The sequence below is a fragment of the Geobacillus sp. 46C-IIa genome, from assembly GCF_014679505.1.
Taxonomy (GTDB): Bacteria; Bacillota; Bacilli; order Bacillales; family Anoxybacillaceae; genus Geobacillus.
The window spans coordinates 714,870-738,258 of the sequence record NZ_CP061474.1 but is presented as its reverse complement, the minus strand read 5'-3'; the positions used below and the strand labels follow the sequence as shown (position 1 = coordinate 738,258).

Genomic DNA, 23,389 nt, shown 5'->3' with positions numbered 1-23,389 from the left:
CTAATCCTAAAATTCTACATGATTTGACTCTAAAATATTGTATAATAAAGTTACATATTTTGAAAGAAGGTTATGACAAATGGATGGGGACAATTTTTTGTCATTTAGTCATAAAGACGGGTTCACCCTCATCGAAACATTGCTTGCCCTGACTTTGTTATCAGGCGTGGCGATCGGCTTGTTCTACTTTTTCACGAACGCGATGACGTACACGTCCTACAACCAAGGGCGTACGGTCGCCATCAATATCGCCCGCGGCGTCGCTGCTTATATGGAAAAATTGGACTTCCCTGCGCTCGAACAACATGTCCGCCAATCGACCAACGAACAAACGCCATTTGTAAAACTGACGGATGCCGATTGTGAACATGCGGCCATTTTCCCGGAGCCGGACGCATGCCGCGCCCAATTCGCCCCAACGATCAACAACGTCATTTACGACAACGGGCGGATCGCTGTTTTTCTCATTCCGTATGAACGCACGCACTGGGAACGGCTCACTTCATCCCCCTTCGAGGAGTTCCCGCGTTCACTGCGCGAACGGATCAGCGAAGAGGCGGAAAAAGTGCGGCAATCTGACCCCGGCCTTGGACAGTATGCGTTGAAAATGTACGTGATCGTCCGCTGGGGCGATCGGTCGGAAGAGGCGGAATGGGTGGAAGGAGTGATCACCGATGAAACGATCCGCTAAAGCCCAAGCCGGGATGACGCTTGTCGAGCTGCTCGCTGCCATCTCCATTTCCCTGCTCATCATCGGCGCCATTTATACCGTCTTTCTGACCGGCATTCGCGCCTATCAGCGGATCGGCATCGAGAACGAACTGCGCAGTGAGGCGGACTATGCCGTCGCCATGATGATGAACAAGCTGTACGAACTCGCTCCTGACGGCGTTGATCTAAGCGCAAGCAATGAGCGGAAGTTAACCTTCATTGAAGACCGACAACAATGGATTGACGCCTCGTCTGGATTTGTTGCTGAACATGAAAAGGACGGTGCTGCATTGACGATTTCCATTGAAAACGGCGCGCTGGCGATCAATGGGGAAGCCATTTCCTCATCACGCCTTTCGCTGGCCGCCGATTCCACACTTTCGCTCCGCTGCCTGCGCGAAGAAAAAAAAGGAGGAGCGCATATTTGCCGCAGCGGTGTCGTCACGATGAAGCTCGCCGTGCAAGACCGCAACCACGCCGACCCGGACAGCTGGCTGTATGTGCAGCCGTTTACATTAAAAACGGAGTTCGGCTTTTAAGGGGGGAATCGCAATGAACCGCCTGCGCTTGAACGAGGCCGGCTACAGTTTAGTGACAACGATGCTTGTCATCACCATCTTCTTTTTGCTCGGCTTAACGATTTTAACCGTTGCTGCTCAACAGGCGCGATTTACTCACGTGCGTGTGGAAGAGATCGAATCGTTTCAGGAAGCAGCCAACGCCATCGACGAAACGGTCGCCGCCTTAAAAACGGCCATCGCCAAGCCGGATTTTGTCCTTTCTACACCGGCGCGCCTTGACGATGATCTAAGCCGTTGGCTGCCTGCGTTTGAACAGCGCTACGGCGTCATCATCCGCGACGCGACTGAAGAAGGGGAGATCGACCGGCAAAAACTGTTCACGCGTGTCTTATATATTTCGAAGCCGCACGGAAGCAAAACGGTCACGCGGCGCGTCATTATCGCCAACACGCCAAGCTTTTTAAAATACGCCCTCGGCTCGTCCGAGGACTTGACCGTCAACGGCGGCGCATATATCGACGGGCATGTATATGCCGGCAACGACGCCTATATCACGAACGCCGCCAACTATATCGACCATTCACAGCGCCGGACCGAACCGACTTCTTTTCCAACCCTTTCGGCCGACAGCGCCTGGCTTGTTCAAGGAGAGGCGTTCTCTTGCACGGGCGGAGCTGACTGCTATCAAAGAGGGACAGGAACGTTTCTGCGACAGCCCATTCACTTTTCCCTTGGTTTAGAGGGAGCGACCGTCCAAAAAGAAACAGATGATTTTATTGACGTTGATTTTAACTGGACAGTGAAAGATAAGCTGCTTAATGCGGCGGGAATTGAAACGTTCAGCGATGAATACGAACAATGGATTGATAAGGGCATTCCAGACTTGCTTTCGGTGCTCGAAGACCGCCTAACGGTGGTGGATGATATTGAGCCGCTGCTTCGCCGCTCTTGGCATCAATCTGTACTTCTTCATCATCCGGGAGTTTCGTCGTTTTTTGTCGATCGTGGGGAAATTGATTTGAAGAAACATTGGCTCATCGTCAACGGCGATTTGTTTTTAGGCAATACCGTACAGACGCCGACAAAAGTGCGCGGCAATTTGATCGTGCTCGGCGATTTAACGATTCAAGGAAATGTCGCATTTGACGCTTCTGTATATGTCACCGGGCGCACGCTCATTTATGATGCCGACATTAGCGGCTGGGGCGGCAAAGAGCTTGTCCTTTTGACCGACGGTCCGCTTGAGCTGGCGCGCATTAACGAGTTTCATAATTCGTTCCCGCGGCACCCAAACTTAAAAGGCTATTTTTACACAAGCAGCAACGCCACAGTCTATGCGGTTGGCTCGTACATTCATATTCAAGGCGGCTTGTTCGCCCGCGGCGATGCGTCCAAACGCGCTCCGGATGCCGACATATCCGGCCTTGTCGTCAACGCTTATCGAGGTCGGGCAGAAAACGGGTTGTCGTTCATTCCAGCGCCGAATGACGACATCGACCAGTCGCGTCTTGTCATCCGTCACGACCCGCAAGTGCTGATCGACCGCGGGGAAGGTCTTCCGTTTGTCAAACGGTTGTCCCTCGTTGTAGACCGGTTGAAAGTAGAATAAAGAAAAGGGCGGCCTAGGCCAATCTAGCCGCGCCCTTTTTTACGGGAAAACCTCCACTCAATTGTCGATATCATTTGATCTTGCCGACAAGCTTGGGGGTGTTGATGTCGATTACCAGCGGTTTCGACTGTCGTTATCAACGTGATCTTCCGGTTCGCGAACAATCACCGTCACGTTCGCCCAAATCGGCTGCTGATCGCTCGTTTTCGCATTGGCAGTCGCTGTCACCGTCGCATAACCGACATCGTTGGCGACCAAAACCCATGCGCCGTTTTCACGGACAACCGCGACATACTCCGGTGCGGACGATTCAACGGAGCGAAGCGTTTGATCGGTCGCATGGTCCGGAATGAAGCGAAGCTGCGGCATTACTTCAAGCCGTTCGCCGACTTCCATGTACAGCACCGGGGTGCGGAACGCCATCCGTTCGAGCGGCACGTATGGATCAATGACCGTAATCGTCGCCGACGCTTGCACGTTGCTGCCGTCAGTCGCACGGACGGCAATCGTCACCGTGCCAGGCTTTCGCGCTGTCACCGTGCCGTTTTGGTCTACGGATGCGACATTTGGGTCGCTTGATGTCCACGCAAGCGTTTTGTTCGTCGCATCGGCGGGCTCTATCGTCACTCGAATGTGTTGCTCCTCACCGACGTTCATCGTCTCTTTGTAATCACCAAGCACTAAACGGTCGATTAACTTGTGATAACGGAACGTCACCTTCGTCGTTCCGTCACCGCGCGTCAGTCCCCCAGCCGAACGCACCGCGACAGTATACTCACCGTCATCGGAAATAGAAATCATATACGGCGAAGCGAGCGGCTGCCAATGTGAAACCACGCCATTTCGTACGACTTGATGCTCGTACTTCACCCCTTCGCCAGCGACAAGCCCCACCATTTTGACAGTCGGCGCTTCCGTGATCACAGCGCCGTTTTCCGCCACACCGCTTTCCGTTATGATCGACAGCTGCGGCTTCAAGGCGACGCGCACCGTCTGGCCATTGCTGTAAGTGACAAGCAAGATCCCGTCATTGTTCGAATCGTATTGCATCGCTTTCACCGGCAGCGGCAACAACCCATAATCATTCGGATGGGTGGTCCAACCGAGTCGAAAAGCAGATGATTCCCATTTGGAAACGAGTCCGCGATAATCCCCCTCATAATAAAGGTTCGGAAAATCGGCAAGGCGCACTTTCATGCCGATTTTCTCTAGCGGCGGCTCCAGCGTTGACGTTCGTTTTCCATAGCGGCTGTCTGTAAACTCCACAATCGCCGCAGGAAGCTGCACTCGATCCATCGCCCACTCCGCCTGCATCGTCAATTGTGCGGATAACGTGATTTTCCCAAGCTGAGAATAACCGATCGTCCGGTTGGGGAACGTAACTTTCGCGCAGCGGACGCCGTTTTGGCTATCGATCGTCACGTTCTCCCCCGGCAACGCGGTAATGCCATCCGGAAGCGGCTGGATGAGCGTGATATGACTAATCGTACCGGAAGCAGCGCCGACGTAGCCGGACGGCTTGAACGAATACTCGGCTCGGAATCGGTTGTCATCCCCATCATCAGTTCCGTTCTTCACCAAATCATCGACCTTGCGGCTGATTCCGTTCAAAGCAGCCGTTCCTTCAAAAAATGGGGGCACTTCGTCTTTCACTGTGACCGTCACCGTCTTGGTCACTGCCGGCTGCAGCTGCCCGTATACATCACGGTACGTTAGTTCGGCCGTAAACGTATATGTCCCTTTTTGCTTAAAAGAGACGGAAACCGGAATCGTAATCGGCGCCGGCGCCGGCTTCCCGACCTCATACGGAATCGAAAATGAAATATACGCGTTTTGTCTGTCTTCATCCAGCCATACTTGACCGTTTTCTGCAATGGCTACATTGCCGCCGAATGATGAAAGCGGAATGCGAATCGTTCCCGTCAAAGTCGGATCGGTGGACATCTGTGAAAACCGTTGAAACAACTCGGTCAAGTTTTGCGGCGTTCCTTGCCGCGCTTCCCCTCCCGCTGTCGCCGACAGCGCCCGCAAATAGTCCATATCGACCTCGTTATTGTCGCCAAAACCGATCGAATACAGTGTAATGTTGTTCATGCCAAGCGTTTTTGCCACATTGGCGGCATCGGTGCGAATTTTTCCTTCAACCCGGTCATACGTGAACGGATAGCCGTTATCGGTGGAAAACGGCCATCCATTCACATAATCGGCACCATTGTTGTAAAATAGTCGGTCATAACCGTCCTTATCGGTAAAATCGATGCTGGCCGTTTTCCCATCGCTGTACAGTACATACGTGAGCGGTAAGGAAGAGGTGATTTTGTCGCCATAATAATATTTCAATCCAAAAAAAGCTCTCCTAATTTCCTTATACGTAATCGAACTTGTTGTGTTTAACACCGTCGGCTTTCCGTCGGTCAAAAAGATAATGTACTTTTTCCGCGCCGGATCGTTAAAATACGAATGGGCAAGCGACAAGGCGGCCGAATAGTTCGTCCCGCCGTTGGCCGTCAAACCATTTCCTTTATCAATTATGGCATCTAGTTGACTAATGACATTGGATTTAAATCCGAATGGAACCACACCTGTTTCGTTTACGTCATCAGAAAATGGGATCAGAGCAAACCGATCATTCGGATGATAATTGGTTTTGAAATAATTCACCGCTGCCTGCAAAGCAGATTTGGCGCTTTGCAACTTCATCATCGTCATCGATCCCGACACGTCCATCACAAACACCACATCGATCGGCGGACGGACGGGCGATGAAACGGCCCCTTGTGGAATGAGCGTCGCATCGAGCCGGCCTTGGGCATCGCCGTTTGGCGGCTTAGCGTATTCCGGCTGTGAAAACGAAAGGGAAAAATCCAATTTCGCCGTGCTCGCCTCCGTTTGCCTCGTATATGGATAAGGCGTCTGTGGAAATGAAAAATACACATCCTCTTTTCCATTCCCTAACACGCGATACGCATCGACGGTGATTTGGTAAGTCGCCCTTGTTCCCGAAGCCGGCGGCCACTTCCCGCGCATATCAAGAGAAAACGTATAGTTTTTCTCCCCGTTTCGGTCCGCCGGCGCTTCCACCGCTTCGGCTCGGTAGCTGACTGCCGCGCCGCTTTGTTCCTTCGGCTGAATGCGAACCATAAAGTAGCGAATGCTGTTCCCTTGCCCGCTACCGCTCCCTGGTGCGGTCGCCCATCCCTCAATCTTCTCATCCGAAACGAACGTAATGGCCCCCTCTGTTTGATCGGCGTACACAACACCTGCTTTCATCGGCCATAGGCTTGCCATCAGCCAAAACAACATTCCCCATAAAAGCCAGCCGCGCCACCGCTTCATGCGCTTCCCCTCCCGCGCCAAAAGAACTATCTTTCTTCCATTATATCAATCCTTTTCATCGCTTGGCATTATTTTTTAGACGTTTTCTCACTTCAGATATAAAGTAAAGCGATCCCGTCATGAGCAACAACTCATCTCTCCCTATTCGGTCTTTCTTCCCATCGATCCAGCCGATCCAATCACCTGTCACCGCTTTTTGCAGATGAGACGAAAGGTCCGCCAACTGTTCCGCCGCTGCCGCGCGCGGAAAATCAAACGTGGTAAACGTGATCGTATCCGCGAGCTCATCAAGACGTTGAATCATCCGCTCAAGCGGCTTGTCCGCCAACGCGGCAAACAAGACATGGACACGTTTGTCAGGATAATGGGCGCGCACCGTCTCCACGAGCGAGCGAATCCCGGCTTCGTTATGAGCGCCGTCGATAATGACGAGCGGATCATCGCTCACCCGCTCAAACCGGCCGGGCCAAGCGGCCATAGCGAGCCCGTCGTGAATGTGCTCCGGTTCGATCAAAAACGAATAGCTAAGCCGCAGCAGTTCAGCCGCCATGACGGCCGTTGCCGCGTTTTCGATTTGATGGACGCCCGGCATTTGAATGCGCAAATCATGATACGCAGCAAACGGTGTCGTGACGGAAAACTGCTCCCCTTCCGCGGTCGTTTGCTGATCGGAGACGGCAAAATCAACGCCGAGACGGTATGTTTTCGCCTTCCGTTCCGCTGCCGTCTTGGCAATGACTTCCCATGCTTCCGGCTCCTGCACCGCTGTCACGAGCGGCACCCCGGATTTGATGATTCCCGCTTTCTCGGCGGCAATTTGCCCGAGTGTATCGCCTAAAATGTTCATATGGTCATAGCTGACGTTCGTAATGACGGAAACAAGCGGATAAATGACGTTCGTCGAATCGAGCCGGCCGCCGAGTCCGACTTCAATGAGCACAATATCTTGAATCTGTTTTTTGCCGAAGTAATAGAGCATCATGGCGGTGATCACTTCAAATTCGGTCGGTCCGCCAAGTTCTGTTCGTTCGAGTTCGTCCGCGAGCGGTTGAATGACTTGCACAAGCTCAACGATTTCTTCATCGCGAATCGGTTCGCCATTGACGCTGATCCGTTCGTTAAACTGCTCGATATACGGCGAAGTGAACGTGCCGACGGAATACCCCGCTGCTTGCAAAATCGAGCGCAAATACGCCACTGTCGACCCTTTGCCGTTCGTTCCACCGATATGGACAGCGCGGACGCGGCGCTCCGGATGGCCGAGTTTTTCCATCATCCATTCCATCCGTTTTAGTCCCGGCTTCATGCCAAGCCGCAGCCGCCCGTGAATCCAAGCGACGGCTTCCTCATATGTGCGGATCATATTCACGACTCCTCCCTTGAGAAGATCTAGATCGAAAGGCTGGCGATGGGCCGGACGGCTTCCGCCAGCGAAAAAGACGAACCCGCATGATAGCGGATTCGTCTTCATCATAATCAACCAAACAATCGTTTGTCTACCGTTTCAACTCAGCGAGGCGCGCTTTCACCGCTTCGCGTTTTTCGATGTAATCTTGCCGCTTGCGCCGCTCTTCTTCGATGACATGGGCCGGCGCTTTCGCTAAAAAGCCTTCGTTTGCCAGTTTCTTTTCGACGCGCTCGACTTCTTTGTTCCACTTGTCGAGCTCTTTCTCAAGCCGCTTGATTTCCTCTTCAATATTGATCAGCCCCTCAAGCGGCAAAATGAGCTCCGCCCCGGTGACGACGGCGGTCATCGCTTTTTCCGGCGCCGGAACATCCATATCAATGACCAATTCGCTCGGGTTGCAGAACCGTTCTAAATAAGCGCGGTTTTTCAAAAGCGCTGTGCGCACTTGTTCGTCTTTTGTCTTAATGTAGAGCGCAATCGGCTTGCTCGGCGGCGTGTTCACTTCGGCGCGAACATTGCGAACCGCACGGATGATGTCAACAAGCATCCGCATTTCTTCGGCCGCTTCTTCGTTCGACAGCTCTGGGCGCACTTGCGGCCACGAGGCGACGGTGATCGATTCGCCGTCATGCGGCAAGTTTTGCCAAATTTCCTCGGTGATGAACGGCATGAACGGATGCAACAGACGCATCGTGTTGTCAAGCACATACACCAAGACTGAACGCGTCGTCTTTTTCGCCGCCTCATCATCGCCGTAAAGCGGCAGCTTCGCCATTTCAATGTACCAGTCGCACAAATCGTCCCAAATAAAGTTGTACAGCGTGCGTCCAACTTCGCCAAACTCGTATTTGTCGGCGAGCTTCGTCACCGTGTCGATCGTTTCGTTTAAGCGCGTTAAAATCCAATGGTCGGCAACCGTTTTTTCGCCGCTTAAGTCGAGCTCCTCATACGTCATGCCGCCCATATTCATCAAGGCAAAGCGCGAGGCGTTCCAAATTTTATTCGCAAAATTCCACGTCGCTTCGACTTTTTCCGTGCTAAAGCGCAAATCTTGTCCCGGCGAGCTGCCGGTCGCCAAGAAGTAGCGGAGCGCATCGGCACCGTATTGGTCGATGACATCCATCGGATCGACGCCGTTGCCGAGCGACTTGCTCATTTTCCGTCCTTGGGCGTCGCGAACGAGACCGTGGATCAACACGTCTTTAAACGGCCGCTTTCCGGTGAACTCAAGCCCTTGGAAAATCATGCGCGACACCCAGAAGAAAATGATGTCATAGCCGGTGACCAGCACATCGGTCGGGTAATAGCGCTTGTAGTCCGGCGAGTCGGCATCCGGCCAGCCCATTGTCGAGAACGGCCAGAGCGCCGAGCTGAACCACGTATCAAGCACATCCGGGTCTTGCTCCCAGTTTTCAACGTCTTTCGGCGGCTCGTGGTCGACGTAAATTTCCCCCGTCTCTTTATGGTACCATGCCGGGATGCGGTGCCCCCACCAAAGCTGACGCGAAATGCACCAGTCGCGGATGTTTTCAAGCCAGTGCAAGTACGTTTTTTCAAACCGCTCCGGCACGAACTGCACTTTTCCGTCCGTTTGCTGCAGCTTGATGGCAGCTTCTGCGAGCGGCTTCATTTTAACGAACCATTGCGTTGACAAATACGGCTCAACGACCGCGCCGCTCCGTTCGCTATGGCCGACGGAGTGGACGTGTTCCTCAATTTTAAAGAGGACGCCTTGCTCTTGCAAGTCGCGGACGATTTGCTTCCGGCATTCAAACCGGTCAAGCCCTTGATATTGCAAAGCATTTTCGTTCATCGTACCGTCTTCGTTCATGACGAGAATGCGCGGCAAATTGTGGCGGTTGCCGACTTCAAAGTCGTTCGGGTCGTGTGCCGGTGTAATTTTCACCGCGCCGGAGCCGAATTCCATATCGACATACTCATCCGCAATAATTGGAATTTCGCGGCCGACGATCGGCAATTTTACCATTTTGCCGATCAAGTGCTTGTACCGCTCATCATCCGGATGAACCGCAACGGCCGTATCGCCGAGCATCGTTTCCGGGCGGGTTGTCGCCACTTCAATGTAGCCCGAGCCATCAGCAAGCGGATAGCGTAAATGATACAGCGCACCCTTTACTTCTTTATAAACGACCTCGATGTCAGACAAGGCGGTTTTGGTCGCTGGATCCCAGTTGATGATGTACTCGCCGCGGTAAATGAGCCCTTTCCGGTAAAGCGAGACGAACACTTCGCGCACCGCTTTGGACAGCCCTTCATCAAGCGTAAACCGCTCGCGCGTGTAATCGAGGCCAAGGCCCAATTTCGCCCATTGGCTGCGAATATGGCCGGCATATTCTTCTTTCCATTTCCATGTTTCTTCCAAAAATTTCTCTCGGCCTAAATCGTAGCGCGACAGCCCTTGGCTGCGCAATTTTTCCTCCACTTTTGCCTGGGTGGCGATGCCGGCATGATCCATGCCCGGAAGCCAAAGAACGTCATATCCTTGCATCCGCTTCATGCGGGTAATAATGTCTTGCAGCGTCGTATCCCATGCATGCCCCAAATGCAGTTTGCCGGTGACGTTCGGCGGCGGAATGACGATCGTAAACGGTTGTTTGTCCGGATCGCCGGTCGCTTCAAAAAACTTGCCTTTCAGCCACCAGTCATAGCGCCACGCCTCAACGGCGCGATGGTCGTATTTTGGTGGCATCGACACTTCATGCTGTGCCACTTTTGTTCCCTCCTTCATGTGATCGACAATGGCTGTTGCCTACGGAGTGCATCATCCGATCGGCAAGCAAAAAAGCCCCTTTCATCCAAAAAGGACGAAAGGAGCTGCTTTCGCGGTACCACCTTTTTTCTTAAGCCTAGAGGATGGCAAAACAGTGCCGTTCAAGCACCGGGCGATGTTCCATCCGAAGTGGCCGCAACGTGCCCCGGCTTTGGGAAACGGCGTCTTTCAACCACATTCTCCATTCAACCACCTGCCCTCTAGGGCTTAAGCGCTTCATTGGCATAACGGCATCAAGCCGGCTTCCTCTACTCGGCGGTTTCGCCTTTCAACGAAGCAGCTCAAGGGCGACCTTCCAGCAACCGCCATCCTAGGAAATCTCGCAGCTTTTGATTTCCCTCTCTGCAGGCGCGGACTGCTGTACTCCTCCCTGTCTTCGCTTTTTTCGTCATTATTCGATTATTATACTACCATTGTCCATCATCTTTGCCAAGTTTTTATTTATTTATTCCACTCGCTCCGGTTTGGTGACAAATGATCGTTCTTTTCATATTGTATAGTAAATCAGAGAAGGAGGGAAATGCCGATGCGGCGATTCAACCCGTATTCGTGGCCGCCGTGGCTGAGGCAAGTGCGCGCCGTCTGTGCCCAAGTGATCATTCCGCTCACCATTTTTCAAGCCATTCGCACCATTTTTTTGCCGACGACGTTCGATGTCATTTTATTAGCCATCTTTGTTTTGATTGCTGTGGCGCTCCATTTGGAATGGATTTAACCGTTGCCGTCCCCTTCCGCTGGTGCTTCATGACTGACAGCCTCTTCTTGCTGCCGCGCGGCGTCGCGTTGGACAAGATGCATCACGACCGCTTCCATGTTTTTAAAGGCAAAATAACAGCGCTGCAAGGCGGCGACATATTCCCGCTCGTTCCGTTCCGTTCGCGGAGCGGCTTCATATTGTTCAAGGCAGCGGATAAACCCGCGAGGCTCGGCTAAATGGCCGTATAAAAACGCCCGCTCCCCGGCGGATAACGGCAATTCCTTTTCGTATTCATCCATTCCCCCCATCCACTCGGGACCGAGCGGTGGAAGCGTTCGGACATGCACGCGAAGCGCGGCGATCAAATCGTATACCGGCGAATTCCAGTGCGCCCGTTCCCAGCTGATCCAATACGGCGCCACGTAATGGGAAAGGCGCGCTTTTCCGTGCACCCAAGCGATGCGCCATTGTTTCGTTTCTTCGAGCGCCTCCTCCCACGCAGCCAACTGCTCCTCGGCAAACAAGTAAGCGCGCATCACCTCATGAAAATACGTGCAGCACTGCAGCTGAAACGGTGACATGTACCAAGCGGTTTCATACCGCTCAACCCGCTCTTCCCAAACCGCCCGCTCCTGCTGCCATTCGTCTTTTTTTTGCTTTCGATACGCGGCGATCTCCTCTTCGCTCGCCTCGACGGTGCGGACGGTAGCGCGATGGAGGCGGGCCAGCCCACGAAAAAAAGTGCGCACCGTTTCTTCTTTTGTTTTCGTTTCTTCCTCCTGCCATGCTTGCAAATAGTAAAGGCGGCTTCCCTCCGCAGCAAACGGCGACCGTTGCCGCGTCCAATAAAACGGAGGGCAATGGCGTCCATAATAGTGAAGCGATTGCCAGAGAGCAGCCGCCTCTTGTTCACCGTCGAGCGGTTTTAAGGCAAAAACACCGCGATCGGTGTACACTTTTGCCGCTTTGCCCCGCTGTTCGATGCGCTGCGGCTGAAGCCCATACTGGTGAAGCACGGCGCGGTACGTTTCAGACCGTATGGCCATCGTTACGCCCCCTCACCGGCAAAAGAAACGGAAAGCGTTCCTTTCATGAGAAAGGACGGCTTCCCGCCAAGGCCGGAATATATAACAGCTGCCCTTCGTGCACGTCATCCGGGCTTTCCAAATCGTTGGCGCGCAACAGCTGCGAGACGGTCACATCATACCGTTCAGCAATCTTGTCCAACGAGTCTCCTTGTTGGACGATGCAAATTTTGACGGTGGTAAACTCTTCCGCTTCGCTTTTGGCAAACAGCTTCGTCAAATAAAGGGCGTTTTCGTTTTTCACTTCCGCTTCTTGTTCTTCCTCGTCCTCTTCACTCACCGCTTTTTTAGCGGCCCCGATCGATACTTTCGCCTCCGTTGGCGGCAGGAGGGAATCAATCTCCTCTTCCACTTCCGCGTTGACGGCTTTCGTTTCCGTCTCAAGCGGTAAGAACGGCTCTTTTCCATCCTCTGTTTCATCAGACGGCGTTTCTTCATGACGCACAGCTGCTGGCTCAACGATGGAAGCAGACGTTTCGCTGACTGCAGCGACAGGCTGTTCGTGCTTCTCGCTAGCAGGGCGATCCTCCGTTGCAAATGCTTCACCACCGGCCGCCTCTTTGCGGGCGATTGACTCAAACGGGGCAAACAACGGCTCTTCATCTTCATCATCGTTCGGCAAATCATCGACGAGCGGCGATTCACTGATCCCGCTGATCGAGATGTCGGCGGTCACGAGCAGCCGTCCGTTGTCGCTTAAATCATAGTCGAACGATTCCACCGTCACGTACACATCTTCAAGTTCACGAATGCGGTTTTTCGGGATTGTAATATCGATCGGAAAACGGTGTGACAGTTCGCGAATGCCGTCTTCACGCACCGAAATGTGCTGAATGAATCGATAGCTCGCCAACTCAAACGCATCATCGTCGACGTCCGCCTGCTGTGGTTCGTCCGCTTGGCGGAATTCTCCGCTTAACTCGAGCGCACCGCGAATCGTAATATATTGGTCGTACTCGTCGACGGAAATGATCGGGTCAAGAGAAATGGACAAAAACTCGGCGACTTCCTGTCCGCTTTTAAACCAGACTGACTCTTCCAATGAAAAACGCAAATACGATTGCTCCAACCGGACTTCCTCCTTCCGTCCCCTCGGCAAATAGTTTCTATGACATTATCCATTGTATGAACGGAAAAGAGGCGGTATGATAAAAAAATCGGGCTGGCCGTGGCGGCAGCCCATTTCCTCTAGCCGCGCAGGCGGGCAAATGCCCGTTCGGCAGCGGCGATCGTATATTCAATATCATCATCACTGTGCGCCGTCGACAAAAACAGCCCTTCAAATTGCGACGGCGGCAAGAAAATGCCTTCGTTCGCCATCTCCCGGTAATAGGCGGCAAACAGCTCCAAATCGGACGTTTTAGCCGTCTCGTAATTGATGACCGGCTCGTTCGTGAAGAAAAAGCCAATCATCGATCCAGCGCGGTTGATGGTGTGAGGAATTTCGTATTTTTCGGCGGCTTGGTGCAGCCCTTCTTCAAGGCGCGCCGCTTTGCGGCTGAACTCTTCATACGTTTCCGGCGTCAGTTGGCGGAGCGTTTCGTAGCCAGCCGTCATGGCAAGCGGGTTGCCAGACAGCGTGCCAGCCTGATATACGGGCCCGCTCGGTGCGACTTGCTCCATAATTTCCGCTTTGCCGCCGTACGCCCCGACCGGCAGGCCGCCGCCAATCACTTTGCCAAGGCACGTCAAATCCGGCTCAACGCCGTAATATCCTTGGGCGCAATGGTAGTCGACGCGGAAGCCGGTCATCACCTCGTCAAAAATCAATAGGGCGTCGTATTGTTTGGTCACGTCGCGCAGCCCTTCCAAAAAGCCAGGGACGGGCGGCACGACTCCCATATTGCCGGCCACCGGCTCGACGATGACCGCCGCGATGTCTTCGCCAAACCGCTCAAATGCATAGCGGACGCTGTCCAAATCGTTGTACGGAACGGTGATTGTATGCTGGGCGACCGATTCCGGCACGCCCGGGCTGTCCGGCAACCCGAGCGTCGCCACGCCGGAGCCGGCTTTAATGAGCAGCGAATCGCCATGCCCGTGGTAGCTGCCCTCGAACTTGATGATCTTGTTGCGCTTCGTGTAGCCGCGCGCCAAGCGGAGGGCGCTCATCGTCGCTTCCGTTCCCGAGTTGACCATGCGCACGATCTCGACTGACGGCACCCGCTCGATGACGAGCCTAGCCAGCTCGTTCTCAAGCAGCGTCGGAGCGCCGAAGCTCGTCCCTTGTTCGGCCACCCGTTTTAACGCTTCGACGACTTGTGGATCAGCGTGCCCTAAAATGAGCGGTCCCCACGACAACACATAGTCGATATATTCGTTGCCGTCAATATCGTAAATTTTCGAGCCTTGGCCGCGCGCCATAAAAATCGGCGTCATCCCGACCGACTTGAACGCGCGCACCGGGCTGTTTACTCCGCCCGGCATTAATGTCACGGCTTCTTTATAAGCCGCTTTCGATCGTTCATAGCTTCGCACGATTCCGCCCCCTCTCTAGTCAGCCAGCCAGCGGGCCACATCTTTCGCAAAATATGTGATGATCAAGTCCGCGCCAGCCCGCTTCATTCCGGTCAACATTTCCATCACGACTGTTTTTTCATCAATCCAGCCGTTTTGCGCCGCCGCTTTCACCATCGAATACTCGCCGCTCACGTTATAGGCGACAAGCGGAAGCGGGAAACGATTTTTGATGTCACGAATAATGTCCATGTAGGCGAGCGCCGGTTTGACCATCAGGAAATCGGCGCCCTCTTTGATATCGGATTCCGCCTCGCGAAACGCCTCAAGACGATTGGCCGGATCCATTTGGTACGTTTTCCGGTCGCCGAATTGCGGCGCGCTGTCCGCGGCATCGCGGAACGGACCGTAAAACGCCGAGGCGTACTTAATGGCATACGACATGATCGGCACGTTCTCAAACCCGGCTTCATCAAGCCCGTGGCGAATAGCAGCGACAAACCCGTCCATCATGTTCGACGGCGCGATAATATCAGCGCCGGCTTGCGCCTGGCTGACTGCCGTTTTGGCGAGCAGCTCAAGCGACGGGTCATTCAGCACTTGTTCGCTTTCCACCACGCCGCAATGGCCGTGGCTTGTGTATTCGCATAAACATGTATCGGCAATGACGACCATCTCCGGGCGTTGAGCCTTCATTTGGCGGATCGCCCGCTGGACGATCCCGGTCTCGCAATATGCCTGCGAACCAACTTCATCTTTTTCGTCCGGCACGCCAAACACCATGACCGCCCGGATGCCAAGCTCGGCGATTTCATCGATTTCTTCCGTCAAACGATCAAGCGATAAATGGTACACCCCAGGCATCGATGGCACTTCGCGGCGAATGCCGCTTCCTTCGACGACAAACAGCGGATAAATGAGATCATCAACGCGGAGATGCGTCTCGCGCACCATCGCCCGAATGGCGGCCGTTTGCCGCAGGCGGCGATGGCGGTCAAATGACAATGGCATTTATCGTCCCTCCATGGAAAAATATTGTTCCATCGCTTTCATTATACCATCAGCCGTATAATCAGCTGGACAAATATGTACGGTTATTCCTTCCCGCTCCGCCGTCTTTTTTGTCACCGGCCCGATGCAGGCGACAGCGACGCCGGAGAGAAGCGCGGTTGCTTCCTCGCCAAGAAGACCGACAAGAGTATGAACCGCCGATGGGCTCATCAACGTCACCACATCCAGTTTCCGTTCGCGCAGCAGCGCCAACAATGGTTCTCGACCGCTTAGGTCTGGCACCGTTTGATAGATCGTAAACTCATCGACCGTCGCTCCGGCTTTCCTTAACGCCTCAGGCAGCACCGGGCGCGCCAGATCACCTTTGACGAACAGCACCCGCTCGCCTTGCTTCAGGTGCGGCGCAAGCATGGCGGCAAGCCGTTCAGCGGTGAAATCATCCGGCACGAGCGTCGGCGAAACGCCGTACTCAGCGAGCGCCGCCGCCGTCTTCCGCCCGACGACGGCGATATTCGGCAGCGGCCGCGGCAACGAAATGTGCGGAAAAAAGAAGCGGACCGCGTTCACGCTCGTCAAAACGAGCCAGCGGTATTCCCCGAGCCGCTCGGCGAGCGCGGCGATGGCTTCCGGCGCAGCCGCCGGGCGGATCGCTATGAGCGGGATTTCGATCGGCACGGCGCCAACGGCGCGCAGCTTGGCGGAAAACGAAGCCGACTGCCTTTTGTCACGAGTGACAAGTACCGTCTTGCCAGCCAAGGCGCGATTGGCCATTAGTCGCCCAGCTCCTTTTTCACCCGCTCGATCAACGCTTTTGCCCCTTGTTCGCTCAAGATGGCAGCCGCCTGTCGGCCGACCGCTTCCGGATCGGCTCCAGTGACGATTTCCTTATACAGTTCTTTGCCATCTGGGGAGGCAACAAGCGCGGTAAGGCGCACCGTTCCCTCCTTCACTTCCGCATAGCCGGCAATCGGCACTTGGCATCCACCTTCCATCTGCTGCAAAAAGGCACGCTCCGCGCGAACAGCCCGTTCCGTCTGTTCATCGTTCAGACGGTTCAGCCATTCGCGCAGTTCGAGATCATTTTCGCGGCACTCGACGGCAAGCGCCCCTTGACCGACCGCCGGGACGCATACGTCCGGCGGCAAGTAGTCGCTGATGACATCATCGCTCCAGCCCATGCGCGCCAAACCGGCTGCCGCCAGCACGATGGCATCGTAATCTTCGTTTTCTAGCTTCGCTAATCTTGTATCAATGTTCCCGCGGATCCATTTGATCGTCACATCCGGGCGATAGGCGAGCAGCTGCGCCGAACGGCGCAGGCTGCTCGTGCCGATGACCGCCCCACGCGGCAGATCGGAAAGCGTTCGATTTCCTTTGCTGACGAGCACATCGCGCGCATCCTCACGCTGGGGAACCGAGCCGATCACCAATCCGCTTGGCAGCACCGCCGGCATGTCTTTCATGCTGTGGACCGCCATATCGATGCCGCCGGTCAGCAATTCATGCTCGATTTCTTTGACAAACAGTCCCTTGCCACCCACTTTGGAAAGCGTGACATCGAGCACGCGGTCTCCTTTCGTGACGATTTCTTTCACCTCAAACATAAACGGCGCCCCGAGCCGCTTCAATTCGTTGATCACCCAGTTCGTCTGAGTCAAGGCGAGCTTGCTGCGCCGCGAGCCGACGACAATGTTTCGCATCTCGTTCCTCCTCAATTACGCATACCAAAAATGAAATTTTGATAAACTGCCAAACAAGAAAAAGTTGACAAGCAAAAATAAAAACGAACCGATATTCCATAACGCGATCGCCTTTCCTTGCATCTGCCGGACGACCCGTTTGTAAAAATAGACGCCATAAACGAGAAGAACGACAAACGACCCGAGCACTTTCGCGTCATACCATCGGAAATGATCGATTTGAATGTACGCCCAAATCACGCCGAGAATCAACCCTAATAACAACATAGGCAAACCGAGCAAATTTAAAACGTACGACAAAAAATCGAGCTTCGACAAATCAGCCATCCGCCAAAGGCGCGCGCCCCACTTTTTCTTTTTCAGCAAACTGTACTGCAGCACGTACAGCACCGAGAACAGAAAGGACAGCGTAAACGCTGCGTATGCCCCAAGGGCAAGGGTAATGTGGATGATCAGAAGCTCGGAGACGAGCCGTTCGGCGACAGCCGGCGACTGCGAGGACGGCACGAACGTATGAATGGCCAAAATAAAAAAGGCGAGCACGTTCGTAAAAAAGACGATGAAATCGACGCGCAGCAGCCGGTTGATGACGAGCGACAGCGTGATCAGCAGCCAAGCGTAAAAATAAAGCCCTTCCGACATCGTTAAAATCGGAAAGCGCTTTGTTTCCACGATGCGGAAGGCGAACGTCAATGTTTGCAGCAGCCACACGGCAGAAAGCAACCAGAAGGCGGTTTCATTCGCCTTCCGGTTTTGCTGCAAAAAATCGATAAAATAGAAAAGAATCGAAGCAATGTAGAGCAAAATAGACAGTTCATACAACGGCGCCACCATTCATCCCACCTTACAGCTGCCATGATGGGCGGGCGGCGCGGGCCGCTTCCGCCTGCTGCTCATCCCGCAACTGCCCTTCTGCCTGCTGCACATTCCGTTGCTCTGCTTTCACCGCATCTTCGATATTAAAAATTTTCATAAACAGCTGAAGCGCTTCGTCGGCGTTCGGACCGGCGGCAAGCTCCTTTGCCTGTAAAATCGGGTCGCGGAGCAGCTGGTTAATAATGCTTTTCGTATGTTTGTTCAGCACTTTCCGATCGCGCTCCGACAAATGGGGCAGCTTCCGTTCCAAGCTTTTCATCGTTTCCGCCTGAATGGCGAGCGCTTTTTCGCGCAGCGCTGCGATGACCGGCACGACGCCGAGCGTCTGCAGCCATTGGCCAAACGCTGCCAGTTCCGTTTCAATCATCGTCTCGATGCGGGCGGCAGCCTTTTGCCGTTCGGCCAAATTCGCGGCGACGACGTCTTGCAAGTCGTCAATGTCGTACAAAAAGACCGTTTCCAGTTCGGCGAGCGCCGGGTCTAAATCGCGCGGCACGGCGATGTCGACCATAAACAGCGGGCGGCCTTTCCGCATTTTCTCAAGCGGCGCCATCATCTCTTTCGTTAACATGTAGCCTTTCGCTCCCGTCGAGCTGATGACGATATCCGCTTCGAGCAACGCGCACGACAATTCGCTGAGCGGTTTCGCCTCGCCAGAAAATTGCGCCGCGAGCTGCTTCGCTTTTTCAAGCGTCCGGTTGACGACCGTCACTTTGCCGACACCGTTGCCGTACAAGTTTTGCGCTGCCAGCGTTCCCATTTTCCCGGCACCGATAATAAGGACGTGCTTGCCGTTAAGATGGCCGAAAATTTTCTTGGCCAATTCGACAGCCGCATAGCTGACCGACACGGCATGCGCGCCGATCCCGGTTTCCGAATGGGCGCGTTTGGCGAACGTCACCGCCTGTTTAAACAGGTGGTTAAAAATCGTGCCGCTCGTTCCAAGCTCTTGAGCGAGCAAATAACTGTCTTTCACTTGTCCTAAAATTTGCGTTTCTCCGAGCACCATCGAATCGAGGCCGGCGGCTACGCGGAACAAATGCCCCGCGGCCGCCTCTCCTTCAAAGACAAGCAAATACGGGGCGATCGCTTCCGCTTCCATTCCGGACCAGTCGGCTAAAAACGCTTTTATATAGTAACGGCCGGTATGCAGTTGATCGACGACCGCGTAAATTTCCGTCCGGTTGCATGTTGACACGATGACGTTTTCGAGGATGCTTTTTTGCTTAGCGAGCTGTGTCATCGCCTCGCCGAGCTCAGTCTCGCCAAACGCCAACTTTTCCCGAATTTCTACAGGGGCGGTTTTATAGTTGACGCCAACCACGATGATCTGCACGGTGCAATCCCCCCTTCTTAGCCAAATCCCTTCTATTATTATAACATAGACGTCCATCGTTCCGGTTTGAAAAAATTGTGAACATCGATCGCGAGCTATGATAAACTGTATACAGTGATCATTCTACCATAAACATGTCTAAATGGGAAACGGGGGGCACGATCGTGAAAAACAGAGCCGCTTTCTCCGGCATATTGTTCATCGGCCTCGGGTTATATTTTCTCGCCGGGCAAATGGCGATTCCATTGCTCCGCTTCCTCCAAGGGTGGCCGGCTTTGCTCGCCATTTGCGGCGCCGCCTTGCTCGGGCAGGCGTATTCGGCGCGTGAGTACCATTATGTCTTCCCCGGCTTTCTTTTGTTCGGCTTCGGCGTCGAGCTGTTGCTTGCGAGCGCCTTTCCGTCCTGGCCCCATGGCGCAAACATGTTTTTTTTCATCATCGCGCTCTCTTTTTTGGCCGGCAGCCGCAAACAAAAAAGCGGAGCCGGCTTCGGCGCATTTTTTTTGCTTCTCGCCGTTGTGCTGACGTTCTCCGGCCGCGGCCAACCGCTGTTTCACCTCGTCCAGACCGGCCTTTCTTCCGTCTGGAAGTTTTGGCCGCTCGGGCTCATCGTCCTCGGCATTTACGTATTATGGGCCAAACGAAGGTAGCCGGAAACGAAAAGAAGGTGTCTCGAACGATCGGGACACCTTTCGCCACCGCCATATATGCCGATTTCGTTTTGTCACTCGGTCAAAAACGGCAAGAGCGCCGCCCACGCTTCCTCTTTTCCTTGCCCGGTCTCGGCGGAAAACAAAATGAGCAAATCCCCGGCCGCCAGCCCCAGCGTTTCACGCGCGATTTTCGCATGGCTTTGCTGCTTGCCGCGCGGCACTTTATCCGCTTTCGTCGCAATGACAATGACCGGAATCTCGTAATGTTTGAAAAACTCATACATCATGACATCGTCTTTCGTCGGCGGGTGGCGCAAATCGACAAGCAGCAGCGCCGCTTTGAGCGTCTCGCGCGTCGTAAAATACGTCTCCATCATTTTTCCCCATTTTTGCCGCTCCTGCTTGGACACGCGGGCAAACCCGTAGCCGGGCACGTCGACAAAGTAAAACGAATCGTTAATCAAATAAAAGTTCAACGTCTGTGTTTTGCCTGGCTTTGATGAGGTGCGCGCCAAGTTTTTTCGATTGATCATTTTGTTGATAAATGACGATTTGCCGACGTTTGAGCGGCCGGCGAGCGCCACTTCCGGCCGCCCGCCGGCCGGATATTGGTCCGGTTTGACAGCGCTGATGACGAGCTCCGCTTTCGTCACGTTCACCGTTTCCACCCCACAAGCGCATGCGGCAGCACTTCATCGAGATGGGAGACGAGCACAAAACGCAAATCGCGCGTTACCGTGTCTGGAATGTCAGCCAAGTCTTTCTCATTGTCTTTCGGCAAAATGACCGTTTTCAGTCCGGCACGGTGGGCGCTTAACGTTTTCTCTTTTAAGCCGCCGATCGGAAGCACGCGGCCGCGCAGCGTGATTTCCCCAGTCATGCCGACAAACCGGCTGACCGGCTTGCCCGTTAAGGCGGAAATGAGCGCGGTCGCGATCGTAATGCCGGCGGACGGGCCGTCTTTTGGCACGGCGCCTTCTGGAACGTGAATATGGATGTCGTACGTTTCGTGAAATTTCGGGTCGATGCCGAGCTCCTCGGCGCGCGAACGCACATAGCTGAACGCCGCCTGCGCCGACTCTTTCATCACATCGCCGAGCTTCCCGGTCAAAACGAGTTTGCCGTTTCCTTTCGCGAGCGACACTTCGATGGCGAGCGTATCGCCGCCAAACGCCGTGTACGCAAGCCCGGTCGCCACCCCAATTTGATCCTCCGCTTCCGCCTGACCATAGCGATATTTTCGCTTCCCTAAAAACTCTTCGACATTATTTTCCGTAACCACCACCCGCTTTTTCTCGCCGGAGACGATGAGGCGGGCCGCTTTCCGGCAAATGGCAGCCAGCTGCCGCTCAAGCTCCCGCACGCCGGCTTCACGCGTGTAATGGCGGATGATAGCCAACATCGCATCATCACGAACTTGGAGCGCCGCCTTTTTCAGTCCGTGCTCAGCCAGCTGCTTCGGCAGCAAATGCCGTTTGGCGATATGCAGCTTTTCCACTTCCGTATAGCCTGGAATGTGAATGACTTCCATCCGATCCAAAAGCGGCTGCGGAATTGTCGCCAAATTGTTGGCGGTGGCGATAAACATCACTTTCGATAAATCGTACGGCTCTTCGATATAATGGTCGCTGAACGTATGGTTTTGTTCCGGGTCAAGCACCTCAAGCATGGCCGCAGACGGGTCGCCGCGGAAGTCGCTTGACATTTTGTCGATTTCATCGAGCAAAAAGACCGGATTGATCGTGCCCGCTTTTTTCATTCCTTGAATGATGCGGCCCGGCATCGCCCCGACGTACGTGCGGCGATGGCCGCGAATTTCCGATTCATCGCGCACGCCGCCGAGCGACATGCGGACGAAACGACGGCCGAGCGCTTTGGCGATCGAGCGGGCAAGCGACGTTTTTCCGACCCCCGGCGGTCCGGCGAGGCAAAGAATCGGTCCTTTTAACGATTGGGTCAGCTGCTGCACCGACAAAAACTCGAGCACCCGCTCTTTCACCTTATCGAGCCCGTAATGCTCTTCGTTTAAAATCGCCTCCGCCCGTTTAATGTCGTGAATGTCTTCCGTCTCTTTCGACCATGGCAAAGCGATGAGCCAATCTAAATAGTTGCGGATGACCGCGCTTTCGGCCGATGTCGCCGGAATTTTTTCATAGCGGTCAAGCTCCTTGAGCGCCGTTTCTTTCACGTGTTCGGGCATGCCGGCCGCTTCGATTTTCTCTTTGAGCGTCTCGACTTCACCCGTTTTTCCTTCTTTTTCGCCGAGCTCTTTTTGAATAGCTTTCATTTGCTCGCGCAAATAATACTCTTTTTGCGTCCGCTCCATCGACTGTTTGACGCGGGCGCTAATTTTTTTCTCAAGCTGGAGCACTTCTTTCTCGTTGTGCAAAATTTGAATAATTTTATTCAGCCGTTCCTTGACGTCGATCGTTTCTAAAATGCGCTGTTTTTCTTCGAGCTTGAGCGGCAAATGCGAGGCGATAATATCGGCCATCCGCCCCGGCTCATCAATGTCGACGATCGAAGCGTAAATGTCAGCCGACAACCGCTTGGACAAGTTTATGTACTGCTCGAAATATTCGAGCATCGTCCGTTTGAGCGCCTCGTCTTCTAAATCTTTCGCCGCCCGGTCGGCAAACTTTTCGACCTTGACAGAAAAATACGGCTCCTCGCTGACGACTTCGGTAATCAGCGCCCGGGCGATGCCTTCGACAAGCACGCGGAACGTGCCGTTCGGCAGTTTCAACAGCTGCTTGACGCGCGCTATCGTCCCCATTCTATATAAGTCGTCCATGTCCGGTTCGTCGACGGCGACATCTTTTTGCGACGTCAGCAAAATCATATGGTCCTCGACCATCGCCTGTTCGAGCGCTTTCACCGATTTCTCGCGCCCGACGTCCAAGTGGAGCACCATCGTCGGAAACACAAGCAGCCCCCGCAGCGGCAAAAGCGGGACCGCCGTCTCCTTTTTCTTTCCGTTCACGCCGAACACCTCCATATCTCGTTTCTATTCGTTTATTGTATAGTACGACAGCCGGATTTGTAAAATTTGACGAACGCCAAAAGGGGCGGCCGTTGTTTGCGGGCAAAGAAAAACCGACTCCGGCGATCATCCGCTTGCGCCGAAGCCGTGTGCTGACAACTGGTCAACCTATCGATTCCGCCCCTTGGCCAGCCGCATACGAAACGGTGTGCCCC

The 23,389-nt window shown here is 54.1% G+C and carries 18 protein-coding genes and 1 other annotated feature; of the genes, 5 read left to right on the top strand and 13 right to left on the bottom strand.

The features are described from left to right. Window positions 1-79: 79 nt before the first annotated feature. From IC803_RS03715 to IC803_RS03705, 3 genes are read left to right on the top strand one after another with little or no spacing between them, the layout of a single operon-like run. On the top strand, window positions 80-691 hold the full coding sequence (locus IC803_RS03715; protein ID WP_081208522.1) for a prepilin-type N-terminal cleavage/methylation domain-containing protein: 612 nt from the start codon (window positions 80-82) through the stop codon (window positions 689-691). Then, window positions 675-1,250, top strand: coding sequence for a PilW family protein (locus IC803_RS03710; RefSeq protein WP_081208524.1), 576 nt, complete (start codon window positions 675-677; stop codon window positions 1,248-1,250). Before IC803_RS03715 ends, IC803_RS03710 begins: the two co-directional genes overlap by 17 nt. Before the next feature lie 13 nt (window positions 1,251-1,263). Then, window positions 1,264-2,841, top strand: coding sequence for a hypothetical protein (locus tag IC803_RS03705; RefSeq protein WP_081208526.1), 1,578 nt, complete (start codon window positions 1,264-1,266; stop codon window positions 2,839-2,841). 111 nt (window positions 2,842-2,952) lie between these two features. Here IC803_RS03705 and IC803_RS03700 read toward each other — a convergent pair whose 3' ends face one another. From IC803_RS03700 to IC803_RS03690, 3 genes are all read right to left on the bottom strand, one after another. Beyond that, on the bottom strand, window positions 2,953-6,177 hold the full coding sequence (locus IC803_RS03700; RefSeq protein WP_081208528.1) for a VWA domain-containing protein: 3,225 nt from the start codon (window positions 6,175-6,177) through the stop codon (window positions 2,953-2,955). A 55-nt stretch (window positions 6,178-6,232) separates the two neighbouring features. Continuing rightward, window positions 6,233-7,540, bottom strand: coding sequence for a bifunctional folylpolyglutamate synthase/dihydrofolate synthase (locus tag IC803_RS03695; protein WP_081208530.1), 1,308 nt, complete (start codon window positions 7,538-7,540; stop codon window positions 6,233-6,235). 133 nt (window positions 7,541-7,673) lie between these two features. Beyond that, window positions 7,674-10,334 carry a valine--tRNA ligase gene (locus IC803_RS03690; RefSeq protein WP_370543803.1) on the bottom strand — a complete coding sequence of 887 codons (2,661 nt, stop codon included), beginning with the start codon at window positions 10,332-10,334 and terminating at the stop codon, window positions 7,674-7,676. Window positions 10,335-10,403: 69 nt separating this feature from the next. Beyond that, window positions 10,404-10,762: a binding site (T-box leader), on the bottom strand. A gap of 140 nt (window positions 10,763-10,902) precedes the next feature. Between IC803_RS03690 and IC803_RS03685 the strand changes: the two genes are divergently transcribed. Beyond that, window positions 10,903-11,091 (top strand): hypothetical protein, encoded by a 189-nt coding sequence (locus tag IC803_RS03685; protein WP_008881097.1) that lies wholly within the window; start codon window positions 10,903-10,905, stop codon window positions 11,089-11,091. On the opposite strand, the gene ysxE is transcribed toward IC803_RS03685, so the two are convergent. From ysxE to hemA, 8 genes are all read right to left on the bottom strand, one after another. Then, a complete protein-coding gene (ysxE, locus tag IC803_RS03680; RefSeq protein ID WP_081208534.1) occupies window positions 11,088-12,119 on the bottom strand; it encodes a spore coat protein YsxE in 1,032 nt (343 codons plus the stop codon). The genes IC803_RS03685 and ysxE overlap by 4 nt on opposite strands. 43 nt (window positions 12,120-12,162) lie before the next feature. After that, window positions 12,163-13,227: a stage VI sporulation protein D gene (spoVID, locus tag IC803_RS03675; RefSeq protein ID WP_081208536.1), complete on the bottom strand. Its 1,065-nt coding sequence runs from the start codon at window positions 13,225-13,227 to the stop codon at window positions 12,163-12,165. Between the two features lie 119 nt (window positions 13,228-13,346). Then, the gene (gene hemL / locus IC803_RS03670) at window positions 13,347-14,636 is read right to left on the bottom strand and encodes a glutamate-1-semialdehyde 2,1-aminomutase (protein WP_081208538.1); all 1,290 of its coding nucleotides are present in this window, start codon (window positions 14,634-14,636) and stop codon (window positions 13,347-13,349) included. A 15-nt stretch (window positions 14,637-14,651) separates the two neighbouring features. Beyond that, entirely contained in the window at window positions 14,652-15,626 is a 975-nt protein-coding gene (gene hemB, locus IC803_RS03665) for a porphobilinogen synthase (protein ID WP_081208540.1), read from the bottom strand. After that, a complete protein-coding gene (locus tag IC803_RS03660) occupies window positions 15,627-16,397 on the bottom strand; it encodes a uroporphyrinogen-III synthase (protein ID WP_081208542.1) in 771 nt (256 codons plus the stop codon). Then, window positions 16,397-17,326, bottom strand: a complete 930-nt coding sequence (hemC, locus tag IC803_RS03655) for a hydroxymethylbilane synthase (protein ID WP_081208544.1) — start codon at window positions 17,324-17,326, stop codon at window positions 16,397-16,399. Before hemC ends, IC803_RS03660 begins: the two co-directional genes overlap by 1 nt. Before the next feature lie 15 nt (window positions 17,327-17,341). Continuing rightward, complete coding sequence (gene ccsA, locus IC803_RS03650; RefSeq protein WP_081208546.1) at window positions 17,342-18,160, bottom strand: cytochrome c biogenesis protein; 819 nt, start codon at window positions 18,158-18,160, stop codon at window positions 17,342-17,344. A gap of 10 nt (window positions 18,161-18,170) precedes the next feature. Beyond that, entirely contained in the window at window positions 18,171-19,538 is a 1,368-nt protein-coding gene (hemA, locus tag IC803_RS03645) for a glutamyl-tRNA reductase (protein WP_081208548.1), read from the bottom strand. 164 nt (window positions 19,539-19,702) lie between these two features. On the opposite strand from hemA, the gene IC803_RS03640 reads away from it, so the two are divergent. Next, window positions 19,703-20,188: a hypothetical protein gene (locus tag IC803_RS03640; protein WP_081208550.1), complete on the top strand. Its 486-nt coding sequence runs from the start codon at window positions 19,703-19,705 to the stop codon at window positions 20,186-20,188. A 74-nt stretch (window positions 20,189-20,262) separates the two neighbouring features. On the opposite strand, the gene yihA is transcribed toward IC803_RS03640, so the two are convergent. Both yihA and lon read right to left on the bottom strand, forming a co-directional pair. After that, window positions 20,263-20,850, bottom strand: coding sequence for a ribosome biogenesis GTP-binding protein YihA/YsxC (yihA, locus tag IC803_RS03635; protein ID WP_081208552.1), 588 nt, complete (start codon window positions 20,848-20,850; stop codon window positions 20,263-20,265). Then, complete coding sequence (gene lon, locus IC803_RS03630) at window positions 20,847-23,189, bottom strand: endopeptidase La (protein ID WP_081208554.1); 2,343 nt, start codon at window positions 23,187-23,189, stop codon at window positions 20,847-20,849. Before lon ends, yihA begins: the two co-directional genes overlap by 4 nt. Window positions 23,190-23,389: the final 200 nt, after the last annotated feature.

Bases quoted from the DNA above. Each gene is read 5' to 3' on its own strand.
- IC803_RS03715 (WP_081208522.1), top strand. From the start codon at position 80: ATGGATGGGGACAATTTTTTGTCATTTAGTCATAAAGACGGGTTCACC.
- IC803_RS03710 (WP_081208524.1), top strand. From the start codon at position 675: ATGAAACGATCCGCTAAAGCCCAAGCCGGGATGACGCTTGTCGAGCTG.
- IC803_RS03705 (WP_081208526.1), top strand. From the start codon at position 1,264: ATGAACCGCCTGCGCTTGAACGAGGCCGGCTACAGTTTAGTGACAACG.
- IC803_RS03700 (WP_081208528.1), bottom strand. From the start codon at position 6,177: ATGAAGCGGTGGCGCGGCTGGCTTTTATGGGGAATGTTGTTTTGGCTG.
- IC803_RS03695 (WP_081208530.1), bottom strand. From the start codon at position 7,540: ATGATCCGCACATATGAGGAAGCCGTCGCTTGGATTCACGGGCGGCTG.
- IC803_RS03690 (WP_370543803.1), bottom strand. From the start codon at position 10,334: ATGAAGGAGGGAACAAAAGTGGCACAGCATGAAGTGTCGATGCCACCA.
- IC803_RS03685 (WP_008881097.1), top strand. From the start codon at position 10,903: ATGCGGCGATTCAACCCGTATTCGTGGCCGCCGTGGCTGAGGCAAGTG.
- ysxE (WP_081208534.1), bottom strand. From the start codon at position 12,119: ATGGCCATACGGTCTGAAACGTACCGCGCCGTGCTTCACCAGTATGGG.
- hemB (WP_081208540.1), bottom strand. From the start codon at position 15,626: ATGCCATTGTCATTTGACCGCCATCGCCGCCTGCGGCAAACGGCCGCC.
- IC803_RS03660 (WP_081208542.1), bottom strand. From the start codon at position 16,397: ATGGCCAATCGCGCCTTGGCTGGCAAGACGGTACTTGTCACTCGTGAC.
- hemC (WP_081208544.1), bottom strand. From the start codon at position 17,326: ATGCGAAACATTGTCGTCGGCTCGCGGCGCAGCAAGCTCGCCTTGACT.
- ccsA (WP_081208546.1), bottom strand. From the start codon at position 18,160: ATGGTGGCGCCGTTGTATGAACTGTCTATTTTGCTCTACATTGCTTCG.
- lon (WP_081208554.1), bottom strand. From the start codon at position 23,189: ATGGAGGTGTTCGGCGTGAACGGAAAGAAAAAGGAGACGGCGGTCCCG.